Raw genomic sequence first — 17192 nt, forward strand, 5'->3', positions numbered from 1 at the left:
CGTGAACGAGGGCCTTTTTGGCAAGCAAGCAGCCTAAGCGAGATCGCGCACTTTAATGTAAGAAACGTTTCTTACATTAATCACGATGTCATCGTATTGCAGCCACCCATCCTTTTGGTTGGCGACCATTTGGATGATTTCTTCCGGCTCGGTTGTCTCGATCTTAACCAGCTCGCCACCGGAAAAGTGAAACTCAATCGTTTTGGCCTGACTCATTTTCGCATCCCTCCTGTTCTTTCTAGTTATCGGACGGATGGTAAATTTTTGTTACGCATCAGGCGCGAGTAGCTGAGTCGGCCATTGGCAAAAGTCCCGGCACAACCTGACTATGTTCCTATCTTTTCTCTGTTTTTCCTCGCATCTTTCTCTGTCCAAACTACCAATTTGGAGCCGACTATTTATGAACAATCGGTTACTTTACCCTACCAAAACTTGACAAGTTTGTTTCTCTTGGATTATATTTTGCATAATTCGACACTTCTATACATTTTTCGCAAATGAATGACAAAGGCAAAGTCATCGAAAGGTGGCGACGCAAAACCACGGGTCTAAAGTCTTTGACCATGACAGCCGGGTTGCCATACATCATGAGCATAGCAGGAAGATGATGGTGACTTTGGGCTGTTTCCGCATGGGGAATGGCCTTTTTTATGCTCACATGGAAGAAAGGAGGCGCCATTTTATCGATCAACACTAGACTTGTACATGAAAAAACAAAGAGAGAGAAAAATGGAGTGGAGTATTATGTACAAACTGGTTGATTCAGCACAATCTTTGGCACTTTTCCATCAAATCAAGGAAAGTGTCTGGACCTCAATGGGCTTCGAGATGGAATACGCCAAAGATGGTTCCGACGTCTATCTTTTGTTGTCGGATGAGGACGAACCAGGCGGGACTTTTGAATTTACACCACATGAAAAATCTTCTGCTTATCTGCAAAATTTGTTTCAGGATGTTTTGACGAGCGATATGAAAGTTGTCGAAGTGGACAGTTTCGCTGTCTTGCCCAAGTTCCGCGGAAAGCTGGGACGATGGGGAGTTGCCCTCATGATCGATTATGCAGAAAAACACGGATATACGCATGCAGTCGGTTTGGCAGATCCGGCTTTTTTTCAGTTGATTAACCGTAAATACAACGTCAGAGCGACGCAAGTGAAAGAGATGGTCTTCTACAAAGGGGCGAATGCCATTCCGACCGTCTTCCACCTGCAAGAAGCCTATTTGAACAAGGACAAGCCCGAATTTGCCTGGTATCAAGAGCTTTGCAAACAAATAAAAGTTGAGGTTAGCTGACATGGAACTCTTACAAAGAAGAAATAACTGGGTGGTCATTGTTTTTGCGAGCATCATTACCATCGTCCAGATCGTGAACCTCATCATGGGGGTTCCGTTCTCCTTCGTTTTAACCGTGCTGGGGATTTTGTACGGGGTGCTCGCACCTTTTGCCTACCTTTCCAACCGGCCAGCCTGGCGGGACAAGATGGCTCCCTTCATGAAGTTTTTCAACTTCGCTGTCATCGGCATTTTCATGTTCGTCATCGTGGGACTCGATCCTTGGCTGGTCAACATCATGACGATCATGTTCTTCGTCGCGGTCATGGGCATTTATCAGGACAAACTGATTAACATCTTGACCATCATCGCAGCCATGGGGATCGTCACCTACTATTTCCTGACGAACGGCGAAGCGATTTTCTACACGTCCGATCCTGTTCATTTGATGTACTACTTGCTGGCCTTCTGCTTCGTATCGGCGACAAGCATGATGCACGCAGTTTTCAACAACAAGCTGCAGCGGGAAAGCGAGGAGCAAAAGCAGCAAGCGATCGCCTCCAAAGAGTCGCTGCAGCGCATTTTGGACCAGATCAACGAATCGCTCAACTCCGTCCAGGAATATCAGGAGAATTTGAACAAGGTTACAGATGGCGTCAACGTCCGCGCGGTGGAGACAGTGGCTGCCCTTCAGGAGATCATGCGCTCCTTCTCGATCCAGACCGACAACACCAACGAGTTGCGCCGCGAGATGGGCACGACCAACCTCCAGGTAGAGGACATGACCCGCTCCGTGACCGAAATGCACGAATACGTAGAATCGACCAAAGAAGCGACCAATGAAAGCGGCAAGCGCATCAGCAACATCGGCAACGACTTCGAGCGCTTTATCAAGGACATTCAAGGCACGAACAAGCTGATCCAAGAGCTGAACAAAGAAACGGAATCCATTGAAAAAATCATCCAAACGATTTCGGAAATTTCGGCACAGACCAACCTGCTGGCGCTCAATGCGACCATCGAGGCTTCCCGTGCAGGCGAGCATGGTCGCGGCTTTGCCGTCGTAGCGGACGAGGTGCGCAAGCTGGCCGAATCTTCCAAGCTGTCCTCCGAATCAATCTCTACCTTGTTGATGACGATTCGCGAAAAAATGAAGCTCGTCTCCGACATGATCTCCGAGTCCCAACTGTCGTTTGAGAAAAACAGCGAAGGGATCATGGAGGTTCAGGAAATGTTTACGAACGTGGACAACTACATGCACAACTTCGCCGAGAAAACGAAAAATCTGCAAGAGTTCATCGTCCACGTCCACAGCATGATTCAGGAAGTCAACGCCAAAGTCGAGGTCAACGCAGACATCACCGACAAAAACAAGGAAAGCCTCGAAGAAGTCCTCGTGCTCGTCTCCGAGCAAAAAGAGGAAATCGTCAAAGTATCCGGTGGCTTCGAAAAGATCGAGCAACAAATTCGCGGTTTGAATACGTAAGCAGCAAAGCTGGCTGGATTTTTATGCAACTGCCCTCTCTTTTGTAGAGGGCGGTTTTTTTGCGTGCATGTCTGGATAATTGTGGAATCGGCGAGATTTTTTTATAAAATTCATTTTTCTACATAGCATGTCCCGCCTGTATCGCTTATAATACACATGGAATTTTTACAGTTCTCTTCCATCGTGAATCGATCCAACGCAAAGAGAGGCCTAAGCCATATGCCTGTTTTTCATCGTTTTCCAACGAGCCAGGGGAAAAAGATTGGTTTGACTACCCTTTTGACGGGTCTTGTTTCCTTGTCCATTCTGTTGACGCTGACGATTCTTCTCGTAGCCTCGTATCAATCGAAAAAGAAGTCGCTGATTGATACGACTCTCACTCTTAACTATTCGAGCGCAAGCAAAATGAGCCAAATGATCGACTCCCTGTTCCTATCCATGCGCAGCAGCCTGCGCTATTCCGCCACCGTTTTAATCGACCATCCCTCACGGACGCAACAAGAAGCCATCGAACATCTGGAGATTCTTCGCAAAAGCGGCAACTACTTCAACTCGCTTACTGTCGTAGATGAAACCGGAACGGTTCGCAGTGTGTCCCCGCCATCGCTCGGCACTGTCGGACAGAAGCTTACGACCAGGGAAGCGCAATACGCACTGGCATTGAAAAAGCCTTACATCTCATCGCCCTACATTTCCAAAAAGTACAAGCGCCTCCTGCTGTTTATGAGCGAACCGATCTTTGACAAGGACGGACAGTATCGCGGATTCGTCGGGGGAACGATCTATTTGCAGGATCACAACATTTTGAACATGATTATCGGCAACCCGGAGATAGATACGAGCGGCTCGTCTTATTCGATTGTCGGCTCGAATGGACAGTTGCTGTTCCATCCGGACAAACAGCAGATCGGCCAGAACATCCAGTCCAATCCCGTCGTACGAAAGCTGCTCGCGGGCAACAACGGCTACGACCAGATGTTGAGCATCAACGGCGATCACCTGCTGGCCGGGTATGCGCAAGTTCCGGCAAACGGCTGGGGAGTCATCGTCACTTCGCCGATGGAACTCGTTTACAACGAGCTGCACAGCCAGGTGCGAATGATGCTGCTCTACTTGCTGCCTCCGTCTCTGTTCCTGCTTCTGATTGTGATTCAGCTCGCCCACAAGCTGGCCAGACCTTTTGTCCACCTAGCCGATCTGATGAGCAAAATGGGCTCGGAAAGAGTCGAGCTGCCCCCGGACAAGCACCATTGGAACCGGGAGGCCGATTTATTGACCAAAGCATTCCGGACAGCGGCCAAAAAAATCAAAGAAAAGACCGACCGCTTGACCCACGAAGCAACCACCGACGTGCTCACAGGGCTTGCGAACCGCCGTTCCGTCGAAGAGATTTTGCAAACGTGGACGAAAGAGAAAAAGAACTTTTCCATCCTCCTGCTGGACATCGATCACTTCAAGCACGTCAACGACACCTTCGGCCATCCGGTCGGCGATGAAGTCTTGAAGCAGTTTGCGGAAATCATGAAAAGCTGTGTGCGAAAAAGCGACATTTGCGGCCGTTTCGGCGGCGAAGAATTCATCGCCCTGCTCCGCAGCGCTTCCAGCACAGAAGCCTTGTCCGTCGCGGAAAAAATCCGAACGCAGATGGAAAGCAGCACAAATCCGACGGGCCAGCCCATCACCGTATCGGTCGGCATCGTCAGCAGCCCGCTCCACGGAGATTCCGCTACACAGCTCATCGAACTGGCCGATCAGGCTTTGTACCAGGCGAAAGAGTCTGGGAGGAACAAGGTCGTAATTGCGAATGAGAAAGGTTGTTGAATAAAGTTTTGTGCGAGAAAAGGGCGACTGCATCTGTTGGGGGTGCAGTCGTTCTTTCTTTCGGGGGGTGTTGGGGAGGTGCTTAATTGTTGGTTGGGTGGGCATGAGTTCGTGTGTTCGTGGCTTTATGCTTTCCCGCCTGTATGTGTTCCTGCCCTCCTGCCTTCACACTCAGCCTCCTGCCTTTCGCAAAATCACGCCAAAATCAGGGCTTGCTTCCTTATTCGTTCGCACTCGATTTTGGCACAACAAACACTTGGGTAGGCCACTCCCCGACCGGCACTTGCCGTATTTGGCTTAATTTTTCGGCATCGAAAACAGATAGCGTCCCTTGCACAAAGTTCGTAACCAACAAATTCGAATCGTCCAAAGCGATCGAGGAAGGCGTTGGCGAATGCAGTTTTGCCTTCTAGTATGCCGCCTTTGATGTACTGCCCGCAATATCAATCGTTTGTGTTGGTTTCCATGAGGATTCTGCTTTGCAAGTGCTGCCGCGTGATTAGTGTGCGAATTTTGCTGGGGCGATTTTTTGTTGGATGCTGGCAGTAGCTGCTCGAGGCTTCAAGGACAGCAGTAGCTGGTGGATTTTCGCTAGGGCCAGTTTTTCGTAGAATGCTGGCGGCAGTTGCTCGCGGCTTCAAGGGCTGCGCTAGCCTGATTCGTATTTCGCTAGGTCAAATTTTTTCGCTGGTGCTGGCAGCAGTTGCTCGCCGCTCCACTGACCGCGCTAGCAAGCATGAGAAACGCTTATTACCTTGTTTGAGCCAGATATGATTTTTCTATCGCGGTATATCAAACAACCGCAAGAAGATAGTATCCAACAAATGAAAATGGAGTTAATTGCATTCATTCGCGAGGGACAATCCCCCTTTCGCCTCCAAAGGCGGTACCAGCGTAGGACGTCCATAATGGGTGGACTTTTTGAGACGATCGGTGGAACGCCAATCGCTCATAACAGGGAAAAACGCCCGAATCTGGGGATTCGGACGTGTAGATTATCGGGACTCACTTATGTTTGTATTCGTATCCTTTGGGTTTAGGCGATGGATGTAAAGGTATTATGTTTCCGTTTTTTTCAGTATAAAAGTATCTTACATCGGGTTCATCAGCAAAAATAACTTCTACACTAAAGACCGGAAGCTTCCCAAAAACGCCATCTAGACTAACTATTGTTTGCTCATCGAGATTTTTCTCCGTAATGAGATATTGGCGTACTTGATTTTCTAAGCTTAACAAAGTTCCTTGAACATATATAACTGGAGCAGAGATCATGATTAAGACCAGGAAAACTATAATCATTGTTTTTTTGTTCATTTTCGTTATCCCCCAAAAAATTGGTTGTAAAATGATGCTTTTTTTTCCCTTAAGAGTGAAAGCGATAATGGGCGCCCTACTATCGTTAATCAACTTTATAGGAGGAATTTTATATGGCATCTGATAAACCACAATATCCTGGTACTAACACCGATATGAAGCCAGGAGACGTATTGTACTCGAAAAAAAGCTTTTCGACTTTTTTTGTTGGACACGTGGCAATTGTAGGACCGGACTACGATATCATTCACGTTCATCCAAAAGGACCTTGGTTCGTTGAAGATATCGATTACTATGTATCTCGATTTAGGGACGGCGATAAGATCGAAGTTCTCCGTCCCAGGAGTGGAGCTTCTAAAGCTGCTAAATGGGCAATCAACCATATTGATGACGTAAAGAAATACTACTTCAATATGGACTTGGATAATATTGAGCTTAGTTATTGTTCTAAGTTCATCTGGCAAGCATTTTACTATGGTTATAATCTCGATATTACCGGCATGGGTCTTACCGATCGCAGTAGAGCAACCCATATTTATCCAAATGATGTTCGAGATTCCGATCACCTTGCATCAACAGAAACCATCGACGTTGAGAGGGACTGTAAAATATTCTGTGTAAACTCTCAAAACCTATTACAATAAAAGAAAGGTTGGTTTGAGAGGATGACACCTATGGCGAGATTTAGTAAGGAACAAGTGAAGGCGTTTGTGAAGGAAAACAACCTCAAGACGATGGACGATGTGCAGTCGGCACTGAAGGAACTGTTTGCAGAAACGCTGCAGTCGATGCTAGAGGCGGAGCTTGACACGGAACTCGGCTATGAAAAGCACGATGTGAAGCGAAAGAAAACAACAAACAGCCGTAACGGGAAGACAAAGAAGACGGTGACAAGCGAATACGGCGAGGTGGAGATCGCGGTGCCACGTGACCGTAATGGCGAATTTGAGCCCGTTATCGTGAAAAAGCATCAGTCTACCGTTACCGGCATTGAGGACCAAATTATCGCCATGTATGCCAAAGGTGTCAGCACACGGGATATTCAGGACCATCTGAACCATCTGTATGGAATTGACGTTTCTCCTACCATGATCTCCAATGTGACGAATAAGATCGTGCCACTCATCAAAGAATGGCAGAACCGACCGCTACAAAGCATCTATGCGGTTGTATTTATGGACGCCATTCACTACAAAGTCAAGCAAGACGGTGCTATTGTGAACAAAGCGGCTTATATGGTCATTGGCATTGATTTGGACGGCAACAAGGACGTATTAGGCATGTGGATTGGAGAGAATGAATCCTCAAAGTTCTGGCTGAGCGTACTGAACGACTTACGGAACCGTGGGGTTCAGGACATTCTCATCACCTGCGTGGATAACCTAACGGGCTTCTCTCAGGCCATCTCTGCCTGCTATCCGAATACAGAGATCCAAAAGTGCATCATTCATCAAATCCGCAACTCGACCCGTTATGTTTCTTATAAGGATCTTAAGAAAGTGACGGCGGATTTAAAGCCAATCTACAAAGCGGCAACAGAAGAGGCTGCCTTACTGGAATTGGATCGTTTTGAGGAAACATGGGGTAACAAATATCCCCTCATCGTTCGCTCTTGGCGTACCAACTGGGACGAGCTAGCTACTTTTTTCAAGTATCCACCAGAGATTCGTAAATTGATCTATACGACCAATATGATTGAGAGTTACCATCGGCAACTCCGGAAGGTGACGAAGGGCAAGAGCATTTTCCCCACCGATGAAGCCCTGCTCAAAATGCTCTATTTGGCTACCATGGACGTCACCAGGAAGTGGACTGGACGAGTGCAGAACTGGGGGCAAATGCTCCTCCAGCTCTCCGTTTTCTTCCCGGATCGGATCGGCCAATACTTACGCTAGTTTTTTATTCCAAAAGGGTTTACACAAAATACTGGACAGACCCCGTTGAGAAGTAAGAAGCTGAAACCTCGCATTAGCGAGGTTTTTTATTTGAGCGCCGATTTAAGATCTCAGTAGTTTAGACGGACTTTAGCGTGCTAACCACGAAGCTTTCCACTAAGCTTTCGAACTTTATGTATTTGCCGGACGAGTACCTGGAGGATGCGCGGGGTGCTAACCACGAAGCTTTCCACTAAGCTTTCGAACAAGGCCGCTCAGGTACTTGGAAAAAATCATTTTCAGTGCTAACCACGAAGCTTTCCACTAAGCTTTCGAACATCCGCTTCGATATCGCCCGGCAAGAAAAACTCAAACGGTGCTAACCACGAAGCTTTCCACTAAGCTTTCGAACAAGACAACAGGCTGTACATTCACCCCGATACAAAACAAGTGCTAACCACGAAGCTTTCCACTAAGCTTTCGAACATACATTATCAAAAGAGAAATTTCATCAAATTCTTGCTCGTGCTAACCACGAAGCTTTCCACTAAGCTTTCGAACATTAAGTCTCTTAAATCAGAAAACGAGAATTTGTCCACGGTGCTAACCACGAAGCTTTCCACTAAGCTTTCGAACGCATAACGAAAAGCAGAAGGCTTTTCGTTTCCACTACTGTGCTAACCACGAAGCTTTCCACTAAGCTTTCGAACCCTCGAAAAGGGTAAGCATGTGATCGCCAACTTTCGTGCTAACCACGAAGCTTTCCACTAAGCTTTCGAACGTCAGCCAGTCTAAATATCATCGTGTTTACAAGATGGCAGTGCTAACCACGAAGCTTTCCACTAAGCTTTCGAACCTTTAGACGCTCGTAAAACCGCGCCTGCGCCTCATCGTGCTAACCACGAAGCTTTCCACTAAGCTTTCGAACTGTAACGGAGGATGCCGTCGGGCTTACCGTAGAGGGCGTGCTAACCACGAAGCTTTCCACTAAGCTTTCGAACATTAAAACTGAAAATCACCTTAACGAGAAAGAGGAGTGCTAACCACGAAGCTTTCCACTAAGCTTTCGAACTGGAAAAGGTTTATCGGACACATCAGGCGTAATACCGTCGTGCTAACCACGAAGCTTTCCACTAAGCTTTCGAACTTTACAGAAATGGAACCAGTAAAAGGTGACATTTGGAGTGCTAACCACGAAGCTTTCCACTAAGCTTTCGAACGCGGTTTTTGGCGCGAGGCGACCGGGCGATCTCGCGTGCTAACCACGAAGCTTTCCACTAAGCTTTCGAACATAAAATATACTATCAATACACCCAAGGAGGTCTTCGGTGCTAACCACGAAGCTTTCCACTAAGCTTTCGAACTTCCATCCGCCAGCCACCGCGTCCGGGCACGTAGTGTGCTAACCACGAAGCTTTCCACTAAGCTTTCGAACGTCCGTTTCATGTCGCACAACCTTCCGTTTTTACCGTGCTAACCACGAAGCTTTCCACTAAGCTTTCGAACCAGTCGTCCCGGAACACGTCTAACCTCCATCAAAGGTGCTAACCACGAAGCTTTCCACTAAGCTTTCGAACTTTTAAAGTTCGGAGGTAAAGGAGTTGATCTTTTTAAAAGTGCTAACCACGAAGCTTTCCACTAAGCTTTCGAACCACAACGAATAAAATGTAGACGAGTGGCAAGAGTACCGGTGCTAACCACGAAGCTTTCCACTAAGCTTTCGAACAAAGTTTGCGCAAGTCGGGCAAGATGCGCACCGGGAAAGTGCTAACCACGAAGCTTTCCACTAAGCTTTCGAACAATTTAAGGTGACGCAAGGATGTGAAAAACGTGGGAAAGTGCTAACCACGAAGCTTTCCACTAAGCTTTCGAACGGCGTGAAATGTTGTTGACGAATGGACGGGCAGGGCGTAGTGCTAACCACGAAGCTTTCCACTAAGCTTTCGAACAATCGGGTTGCGGCGGTGTTCAGCCGGTGGAATTATGGCGTGCTAACCACGAAGCTTTCCACTAAGCTTTCGAACCCGGAGGGAGTTCAGGAACCGACATTGACGCTGGCGAGTTGTGCTAACCACGAAGCTTTCCACTAAGCTTTCGAACGGCTACAGAAGTGATAATCGTCTGCGCAGGCTTGCGTGCTAACCACGAAGCTTTCCACTAAGCTTTCGAACTCTTCTACGATGCGGATAAGGTCAAATGCGAACATTTGTTGAGGTGCTAACCACGAAGCTTTCCACTAAGCTTTCGAACTCCTTCCCACTCAACCCCTACAGCCGCAAGCCTTACAGACCCGTTTTTCGAGCAAGCCAAAATTCAATCGCCATTCCTCTTATCCATCGGCTGCCTCTTCCCCTAAAAAACTCTGGAAAGCCTACGCCCACAAAGAGTTCGAGCATCCCCCGGCTTTTTTGACCTGAGAGGATGCTCGCATCATAAAATTCGAAAGCTTAGTGGAAAGTCGTGATTATCCGTGGGAATAGACCTGTGGATGGGCCCATAATGCACACGCACGGATATGTAAGTCGACTTATGGCCTATAGCGTGCGACTGACACCTTTATTTTACTCTTTTTCCACTTTTGTTACAACTAGCTTTCTTCATTCCTTAATAGATAAATTTGGTCAAATCGCGAGGCAGAAACTCCCTGCCAACAGTAGAAATCCGCTTGTCCAGTTGATCTCTCGTCACTGGGCCGATTTTTACAAACATGACCTGGTCTTCTCCATGGTGAACCAGCTCCGCCAGGCTTACCTTTAGCTTGGCTTGCTGAATCTCGGTGAGCTGGCACAGAAACACCGAGTACTGGACGTGCTCGCCTTGCCCCTTCATCAGCTTGAATACTTTTCTCCAACGTTTTTGATCGGCAATATCATAGCTTACCAGAACAAATTGTCGCATGGTCATTTCCTACCTTGTCATGAGCGGCGTATATTCCACCAGCTCTCCATCCAGATACCGGGCCAAAAACCTTGCTTCCAGCTCCAGCATACGGCGATAGCTGAGCTTATACCCAAATTGCGGATGCGTCAGCGTCTCGTTCATCCGTCTTTCATAGGCAGCGAAATACGTTTGTCTTCCTGCCTTTTTCAAATAACAACTGTCTTTTCCCCAATAAAAGTCCCCGAGGGTGAGTTCCTCCGTATTCAAGGTACGTATCGCTACGCTATCGGCAATCAAGGCGCGGAACGGTTCCATCAGATCAAGTGCCAAAGCTGGTCTGCCCGGCTCCATCGTATGGAAAAAGCCGAACAGTGGATCGAGTCCGACATTGGCACATGCGGAGTAAACATCCCGTGAAAGAAGCGTATAGCCGAGGGAGAGCAGCGCATTGACCGGATCTTTGGGCGGGCGACGGTTGCGACCGTTCATGATCGCCATACCGTCTACTACTGGGTGCTTTAACATGGTAGGGAAAAACTGCATGTACAACTGTGCTGCACGTCCCTCGATACCTCTCACTATTTCCAGTGATGGCGCCTCCCACGCGCGATCTCTAAGCTCTTTTAACTCTTTTAAAACTGCTTTATCTGGTGAGCCATTGCGGCGCAGCATCGTGCGCTGATTGGAAATTTTCGCATACACGACCCTTCTCGCGATTCCAAGGGCGATCTCCGCGTGCTGAAATTTGATAAACTGCTTGGCTCTTGTTCGAATGTTTTTCGATAAAGGGGGAGTCATTATTCCTGTCAATGTGCCATGCGTAGTCAAGTAGCTGACGTGGACGCCACAGTTCATCAAGGTGTGCAGAAGCTGCGTAGAGCATTGCACATGCCCCATCAAGCTCACGTGAATCAAGTCTTTGATCGGGATTTCGTCTATCTTTTCGCCCCGGCAGGTGATGGTCAAGCTTTCTCCGCTTCTGCCCAGTTTTGCCCCCTGCTCTGTAACATACAGTACCCCGCCATCTGGACGACTGGGCACAATCTTTCTGATGTTTGCGCTCAACCCCAACATGTAATTCGTCTCGTCAGGCATGCATACGTAATTTAACGAGCAGCGAAAGCACTTTTTCGACTCCTGCAACGGAGGGGGAATTTCGGCTTCCCGAAGCTGATGAGCTTTTTGAATGCAGGCGTGAGTAGCCGCTATGAGTTCCTGCGAAAAAAGAATGCGAACCTTCTTTTTATTGCCACGGTAGTATAAGTAGCCATAATCGGATTCATATCCATTCGCGCGAAGCAGCAAGCCTTGCGCACACAATTGGATTTGGTCGTTGGGCCAGGCAGAACCGTCCAGCGAATACACGCCTACATTGAACATCTGCCCGCCTTCTGGCGACGCCGAATGCTTTCCTTCTACCGGAATCCACTGCTTACCTTCTTCCAGACAGACGGCATCCAGCTTTCCCGTAATGCCAAGCACAGGGTCGCCGAGCTGCAAGCTAAACGGAGCGTCCCCCCACATCTCTTCCGGCGCTGCCTTGCTTTTGCGCAGATGTGTCTCTGCACGCTTGTGTTGTGCTGCTCCTTCGACCGTGTCTGCGCTTTCCTCAAACAGCCCCTGCACATGCATAATATGGTACAGTCGCTCACAATACTGAATTTCATTTAGCATGCGGACAGGTATCCAGGACAAGCCATTCACTCTCCTTGCACACCCTTACCGAGCCTTTGTCAAAAACCGTTCCCGCAATTTTCCGTACAGCTTCCTTTTCACCTCGCCCCAAAAATCTTTTTGGGGATACCATACGGATTCGGGAAAAAAGACTCCGCTAGGATCGCGGAACAGTGTACGGTATGTTCCTTTCGCCTCTTCTGCTTCCTCGATGATCTCCTGAAAGTCTTCCAGTTGTTCGGGCGACTCAGACTCTTCTGTAAAGGTTGTTTTACCTTTCAGCTTTGCCTGGCTGTCCCACACATATACATCTTTCCAGGCTGTATCCGATTTTTTCACAAAAAGCCCTTTGCCCAGCTTTGCCTGCACCGATTTTGTCTTGGGAACGAGATACTCTTCCTCGTCTCGGACGATGACGCGGCAGCTAACCTTGAACAGTTCATTGTATCGCTGCCAAAAACGTTTTTGCAGATTGTGCGCCGCGTTAATATCGGCCTGGAGAAACACGACCTCCTTGCTTCCGCTTCCGTCTGTCAAGGTCATGAACAGTTCTCCGCTATCATCCGGGACAATGTCGCCGGGCCTTAGCTGTTTCACTTGTTCTTCCGTCAAAAATTGCTCGTTGACTAACCTCTTCTGCAAGTTCTCAAACCGTCTGCCCTGCAGGTCTTGGCCTCTCACCTTTTTACAACGAATGCCTGGCGTTCCTGTCTTGGCGTAAAAACGAGAGGAATATTCCGCCCGGACATCGCCAATCTGAATCCCGTATGGCTCCGCCTGCATGTGGACGTATTTCGGAATGCTGCGATGCGCCCACTTCATCAAGGTGGAGTTTTCTTTGGTCGAGCGATCCAGGTTAGAACGGTACTGGCTCAGATTTTCAAACAGAATGACCTGGCAAGCCGGGTATTCGGCGCACCACTCTTGTTTCCGCTCGTCGTAAACATACCCCAAGGCAGTCATGACAATGGCGTGACTTAACTGCTTCAGGCGATCCTCTTTGACGTTTTGGATATGGGTCAACAGACGCTGGTGGCTGGTATGGCCTCGCTCAAAGCGATTAACCTCCTGCGGATTCCTCGTCCTGCGGCTCCAGGAAATCAACAGCTTGCGCAAGCCCTCCAATTCTTCTATGTTCCACATGCTCAGACCTGCGATGCCTTTTCGCTCGTCAGCAGCAAAGCGCTTGCGCCATGCCTGAACGGCTTTTCCGACGTATTCCTCTGCTTTTCGGTGTATTTGCACTACCGCTTGTTCCCAGTCCGCTTCGTTTCGAGGCAAAACCTTTGTTAAGTCGCAGACAATCCCCTCCCAAAATGTCCGGTCTGTTTGATCGAGCGGCGACTTTTTCTGCTCAACCGCTTGTTTCAGGCTGTCGAGTTCATCCCAGCGATCTCCATACTGCTTATTTGCCATACGCATGATTTGGGCGAGCACTCTGATTTGAAACTTCACACGTTGGTGTAGCTGGAACCGCTCGTCCCGTTTTTCCATCACCTGTTTTTCTACCTGTTCACCAGGCAACCTGAGCATATAGCTCCGCTGATGGACAGCGACCAGCGGCGTTCCTTCAATCCAGTAGGAAAAATCAGCCGCATTTTTATCGCTACTCTCTTCTACAGAAAAAATAGAAGTCGCTGCAGCCGCGCGCAGCCCAAGGTCTATGCTCATTACACGAAAACCGGATGCCAGCGACTCCACCCCAGCCGAGTGTTGTGGCGAAGCTTTTATCCATTCAACAAGTTGCTCCGACTTATAGGTAGTGACCTTGGGAAACTCGTTGGGGCGACGAATGAGTTGCAGTACTTGTCCATACGGCGCCTGCACGCGGCCATTTTTCACTTCTTGCAAAGGTTCGAAATCAATGACAACGTTAAGGTAAACGCTGCCGATTTCCCCGTCCTCGAAGTTTTTTTCTTCCTTCTCCAAATCGCCCCGCTCCAGTTGTAGCTTTGCTCCCCCCAAGTGTCCGTTAAACGTCGAGCCCGAACCTTTATCCTTGAACTCGATTTTCTGCTTGCCTTTGTCATTTTTCAGCAACTTCACCTGCTGGTAAAACTGCCTGGACAAAGCTAGCTCGACCTCGACGTCTTTCTTTTCCATCCATCCCGATTCGCTTGGCCATATCAACTGACTAAACGTTACAAAACGTCTGCTTCTCGGTTTGTCCGCTTCAGCCGTCAAGTAGTAGTCTTGCAAATTTCCTCCCCGTGCATCGAAGCGCACCCACAATGGATGCTTCCTGGCATTGGGCAACGTCATCGTGGCGCTTTGCTTGGCTTCCTCCAGCCGTTTCGTCAGTTCGTTGCGCGCGACAAAATAATGGATACGCTGCGGATTCCCCTTCCAGATCAGGCGGTTCTTCTCTTCCATCAGATACTGGAAGAAGTGAGCATCCCCAAACCGCCCTCTCAGTCGCTGCTGCACACGCTTGAGCGCCTCTTTGTATTGCTCGTGACTGGCACTGGCGGGAAAGGTTGACCATAGCTCGTACAGCTCGTTCCAGCCTTTCATTTGCCGCTTGGTAATCCGATACTTGTCATTGGCAGCGGTCATGTTTTCCCTAAGCTCTCGCTCTCGGTTTTCTTCGTACTGCTCTAGCAAGCTGATCCATTCCTGACCGCCTTCGAGTTGCTCGTTCAGTTGAGCCATTTTTTCTTTCAGCTTGGCATACTCTTCCTGGACACGTTTGTTCCAGCTCTCCCAACTGAGCAGTCTTTCAATCGCTTGTTGAAGCATGTCTCTGTCCCAGGTTCGCACAAACTGATTGGATTGAAGTGGCAACCACGCGATATCTGTTACGGTGTTCGTGTACAGGGGAAAGATCGGTCTAATGCCGTATTCCTCCAAAGTAGTAATCACAGAAGCGGTTGGGTCTTCCTCGCGTCTTTTTTTCCATTTTTCGTAATCCTGTTCCCAGGTTGGGTCGTTCGCTTCTTTTTTCTTCTGCCAAGTGGGTTTTGCCCCTGCCTTCGAAGTACCTTTGCCGCCTTCGCTGTTCGGATCGACGAGCGGGCTGAGAAACTTTCGGCTGATGATCTGGGCGTCGCCACTTTGTCCGACCGAGGAGGGGACAAGCAGTTCATATAGTTGGCGCAAAGCTTCCAGTGCCTTATCTAGCGGAAGCGCTTGCGTATTTTTATCTGCCTGATTTCGTTGTTGCTGTTCGCGTATGTGACAAATCAGTTCTTCCTGTAGTTCTTCTTTTGGCCGTTCACCAGTGCTTTCCTGACGAAAGAGCAGGAGCATTTTCATGTAATAGGCGACGCCTTCATTTAACAACCGATGCGTCCGCCATATTCCTTTTCGGAGGTTTTGCGCTTCCGGGCCTGTGTGGGTTTTTAGTTTTAGTTTTATGCTACGGATTGCCATGACTGGTGCCTCCCGCTTCCCACCTAAACTCGTAACTTCTACGCTTTCGCTTGTCCATGACGTTATTTCCTTTCTTTACTAAGTATGATTTTTGAATTTCAAAAAAAATCGAACATCTATAAGGTATAATATACTATCAATACTAACAGCTATCAATTCTTTATTTAAAAGAGAGTAAATGCTTGTTGCATTTTTCTTCATGTACTATACTTACTAATACGAATTATAGGTTCGTCTAACTTTAGTGCGTGTGCATTGGGTGATTCAAACAATCACTTCTCCACTAGAAGCTTATTACAAAGCTTGCACTTTATTTACAAAGAGAAAAGCCAATGCTCTCCCTTTCCAAATGAAACCAGTTTTCTTTTAATCCATTTTTTGCCTGACTGCTTCTTTTTTGCAAGAAAACGTATCGAGCACCTGTAAACCTCTCACTATGACTATTGAATTTGGTATATATTATTATCAAGAGATCAATGATTTTGAAGTTCACTATAGGTTATTTAATAGAAAGATGCCCCTAACGTAAAGCAGGGGCATCTTTGATGTGTTAATTTTCAAGGTATTTCACCAAGTTTTCGAACGATGAAAAGGAGCATCAAGTTGGACAAGCTGTGCTAACCACGAAGCTTTCCACTAAGCTTTCGAACGCTTACAGCTTCCGGTCAACCCCGCATCCATCCGCATAGTGCTAATCCCGAAGCTTTCCACTAAGCTTTCGAACTCAAGATCGAGGCACTGTACCCGGGCACGAAAGGGTGCTAATCCCGAAGCTTTCCACTAAGCTTTCGAACTTAATATCTTGGTTGTAGTTGCGCAAACCTTTTATGTGCTAATCCCGAAGCTTTCCACTAAGCTTTCGAACCTTACTCAGTTTGCGTCCTCCGAAGAAGTCGTCCATAAGTGCTAATCCCGAAGCTTTCCACTAAGCTTTCGAACGCGACACGACCGTATTCGTGGACGAGCCGGTCTTTGTGTGCTAATCCCGAAGCTTTCCACTAAGCTTTCGAACTCTACGGCAACGCTCGGGTCTACGGCAACGCTTGGGTCGTGCTAATCCCGAAGCTTTCCACTAAGCTTTCGAACTTCGTAGCCTCAGGCGTTGGTCTGGGTAGTATCTCAAGTGCTAATCCCGAAGCTTTCCACTAAGCTTTCGAACTTACGGTAACCGTTAGGCACATCCCTAAACTCCGAAGTGCTAATCCCGAAGCTTTCCACTAAGCTTTCGAACATTGAGACTCGACGGGCAAGGGTTTTGTCTCGGCTGTGCTAATCCCGAAGCTTTCCACTAAGCTTTCGAACGCGCCGCAGCCGGGATAATAGCATAAAGCCATCAACGAGTGCTAATCCCGAAGCTTTCCACTAAGCTTTCGAACATGAGCGGTAAGTAGCGCGTTTTTTTAAAAAAAATAGGTGCTAATCCCGAAGCTTTCCACTAAGCTTTCGAACATGTACCGTGATGCTGTACCTACTTTGTATTTTAAGTGCTAATCCCGAAG

10 protein-coding genes, 2 CRISPR repeat arrays and 1 riboswitch (1 of these 13 running past the window's edge) are annotated in these 17192 nt (G+C 48.0%); of the genes, 5 read left to right on the plus strand and 5 right to left on the minus strand.

The annotated features are described in order from the left end of the window. Positions 1–33 precede the first annotated feature (33 nt). Entirely contained in the window at positions 34–216 is a 183-nt protein-coding gene (locus tag AC3WQH_RS07185; protein ID WP_005835267.1) for a hypothetical protein, read from the minus strand. A 283-nt stretch (positions 217–499) separates the two neighbouring features. Beyond that, positions 500–583, plus strand: a riboswitch (cyclic di-GMP riboswitch). A 161-nt stretch (positions 584–744) separates the two neighbouring features. Between AC3WQH_RS07185 and AC3WQH_RS07190 the strand changes: the two genes are divergently transcribed. From AC3WQH_RS07190 to AC3WQH_RS07200, 3 genes are all read left to right on the plus strand, one after another. Continuing rightward, positions 745–1293 (plus strand): GNAT family N-acetyltransferase, encoded by a 549-nt coding sequence (locus AC3WQH_RS07190; RefSeq protein WP_005835270.1) that lies wholly within the window; start codon positions 745–747, stop codon positions 1291–1293. Between the two features lies 1 nt (position 1294). Then, entirely contained in the window at positions 1295–2758 is a 1464-nt protein-coding gene (locus AC3WQH_RS07195; RefSeq protein WP_007780729.1) for a methyl-accepting chemotaxis protein, read from the plus strand. Positions 2759–2977: 219 nt separating this feature from the next. Further along, a complete protein-coding gene (locus AC3WQH_RS07200) occupies positions 2978–4579 on the plus strand; it encodes a sensor domain-containing diguanylate cyclase (RefSeq protein WP_005835274.1) in 1602 nt (533 codons plus the stop codon). A gap of 1005 nt (positions 4580–5584) precedes the next feature. Here the strand turns inward: AC3WQH_RS07200 and AC3WQH_RS07205 are convergent. Continuing rightward, positions 5585–5893 carry a DUF3139 domain-containing protein gene (locus AC3WQH_RS07205; protein ID WP_122952423.1) on the minus strand — a complete coding sequence of 103 codons (309 nt, stop codon included), beginning with the start codon at positions 5891–5893 and terminating at the stop codon, positions 5585–5587. Between the two features lie 113 nt (positions 5894–6006). On the opposite strand from AC3WQH_RS07205, the gene AC3WQH_RS07210 reads away from it, so the two are divergent. Together AC3WQH_RS07210 and AC3WQH_RS07215 are read left to right on the plus strand one after the other, a co-directional pair. Continuing rightward, complete coding sequence (locus AC3WQH_RS07210) at positions 6007–6537, plus strand: hypothetical protein (protein WP_492331965.1); 531 nt, start codon at positions 6007–6009, stop codon at positions 6535–6537. A gap of 30 nt (positions 6538–6567) precedes the next feature. After that, positions 6568–7788 (plus strand): IS256 family transposase, encoded by a 1221-nt coding sequence (locus AC3WQH_RS07215; RefSeq protein ID WP_025845625.1) that lies wholly within the window; start codon positions 6568–6570, stop codon positions 7786–7788. Positions 7789–7922: 134 nt separating this feature from the next. Further along, positions 7923–10017: direct repeats of the CRISPR family, unit length 36 nt; unit sequence GTGCTAACCACGAAGCTTTCCACTAAGCTTTCGAAC. Positions 10018–10371: 354 nt separating this feature from the next. Here the strand turns inward: AC3WQH_RS07215 and cas2 are convergent. Genes cas2 through cas12b form a run of 3 tightly spaced genes read right to left on the minus strand, consistent with a single transcriptional unit; the run spans position 10372 to position 15693 of the window. Then, positions 10372–10665, minus strand: coding sequence for a CRISPR-associated endonuclease Cas2 (gene cas2 / locus AC3WQH_RS07220; RefSeq protein WP_005836160.1), 294 nt, complete (start codon positions 10663–10665; stop codon positions 10372–10374). Between the two features lie 9 nt (positions 10666–10674). Continuing rightward, positions 10675–12342 (minus strand): CRISPR-associated endonuclease Cas4/Cas1, encoded by a 1668-nt coding sequence (locus AC3WQH_RS07225; protein ID WP_007781019.1) that lies wholly within the window; start codon positions 12340–12342, stop codon positions 10675–10677. Between the two features lie 24 nt (positions 12343–12366). Next, positions 12367–15693 (minus strand): type V CRISPR-associated protein Cas12b, encoded by a 3327-nt coding sequence (gene cas12b / locus AC3WQH_RS07230; protein WP_026557978.1) that lies wholly within the window; start codon positions 15691–15693, stop codon positions 12367–12369. 614 nt (positions 15694–16307) lie between these two features. Then, a CRISPR array of direct repeats spans positions 16308–17192; the repeat unit is 36 nt; unit sequence GTGCTAATCCCGAAGCTTTCCACTAAGCTTTCGAAC; it runs 2502 nt beyond the window's last position.

Source organism: Brevibacillus sp. FW301-21C12A (assembly GCF_058788915.1).

Excerpts from the sequence above, each read along its gene's own strand:
- AC3WQH_RS07185 (WP_005835267.1), bottom strand. The coding sequence starts at position 216 with ATGAGTCAGGCCAAAACGATTGAGTTTCACTTTTCCGGTGGCGAGCTG.
- AC3WQH_RS07190 (WP_005835270.1), top strand. The coding sequence starts at position 745 with ATGTACAAACTGGTTGATTCAGCACAATCTTTGGCACTTTTCCATCAA.
- AC3WQH_RS07195 (WP_007780729.1), top strand. The coding sequence starts at position 1,295 with ATGGAACTCTTACAAAGAAGAAATAACTGGGTGGTCATTGTTTTTGCG.
- AC3WQH_RS07200 (WP_005835274.1), top strand. The coding sequence starts at position 2,978 with ATGCCTGTTTTTCATCGTTTTCCAACGAGCCAGGGGAAAAAGATTGGT.
- AC3WQH_RS07205 (WP_122952423.1), bottom strand. The coding sequence starts at position 5,893 with ATGAACAAAAAAACAATGATTATAGTTTTCCTGGTCTTAATCATGATC.
- AC3WQH_RS07210 (WP_492331965.1), top strand. The coding sequence starts at position 6,007 with ATGGCATCTGATAAACCACAATATCCTGGTACTAACACCGATATGAAG.
- AC3WQH_RS07215 (WP_025845625.1), top strand. The coding sequence starts at position 6,568 with ATGGCGAGATTTAGTAAGGAACAAGTGAAGGCGTTTGTGAAGGAAAAC.
- cas2 (WP_005836160.1), bottom strand. The coding sequence starts at position 10,665 with ATGCGACAATTTGTTCTGGTAAGCTATGATATTGCCGATCAAAAACGT.
- cas12b (WP_026557978.1), bottom strand. The coding sequence starts at position 15,693 with ATGGCAATCCGTAGCATAAAACTAAAACTAAAAACCCACACAGGCCCG.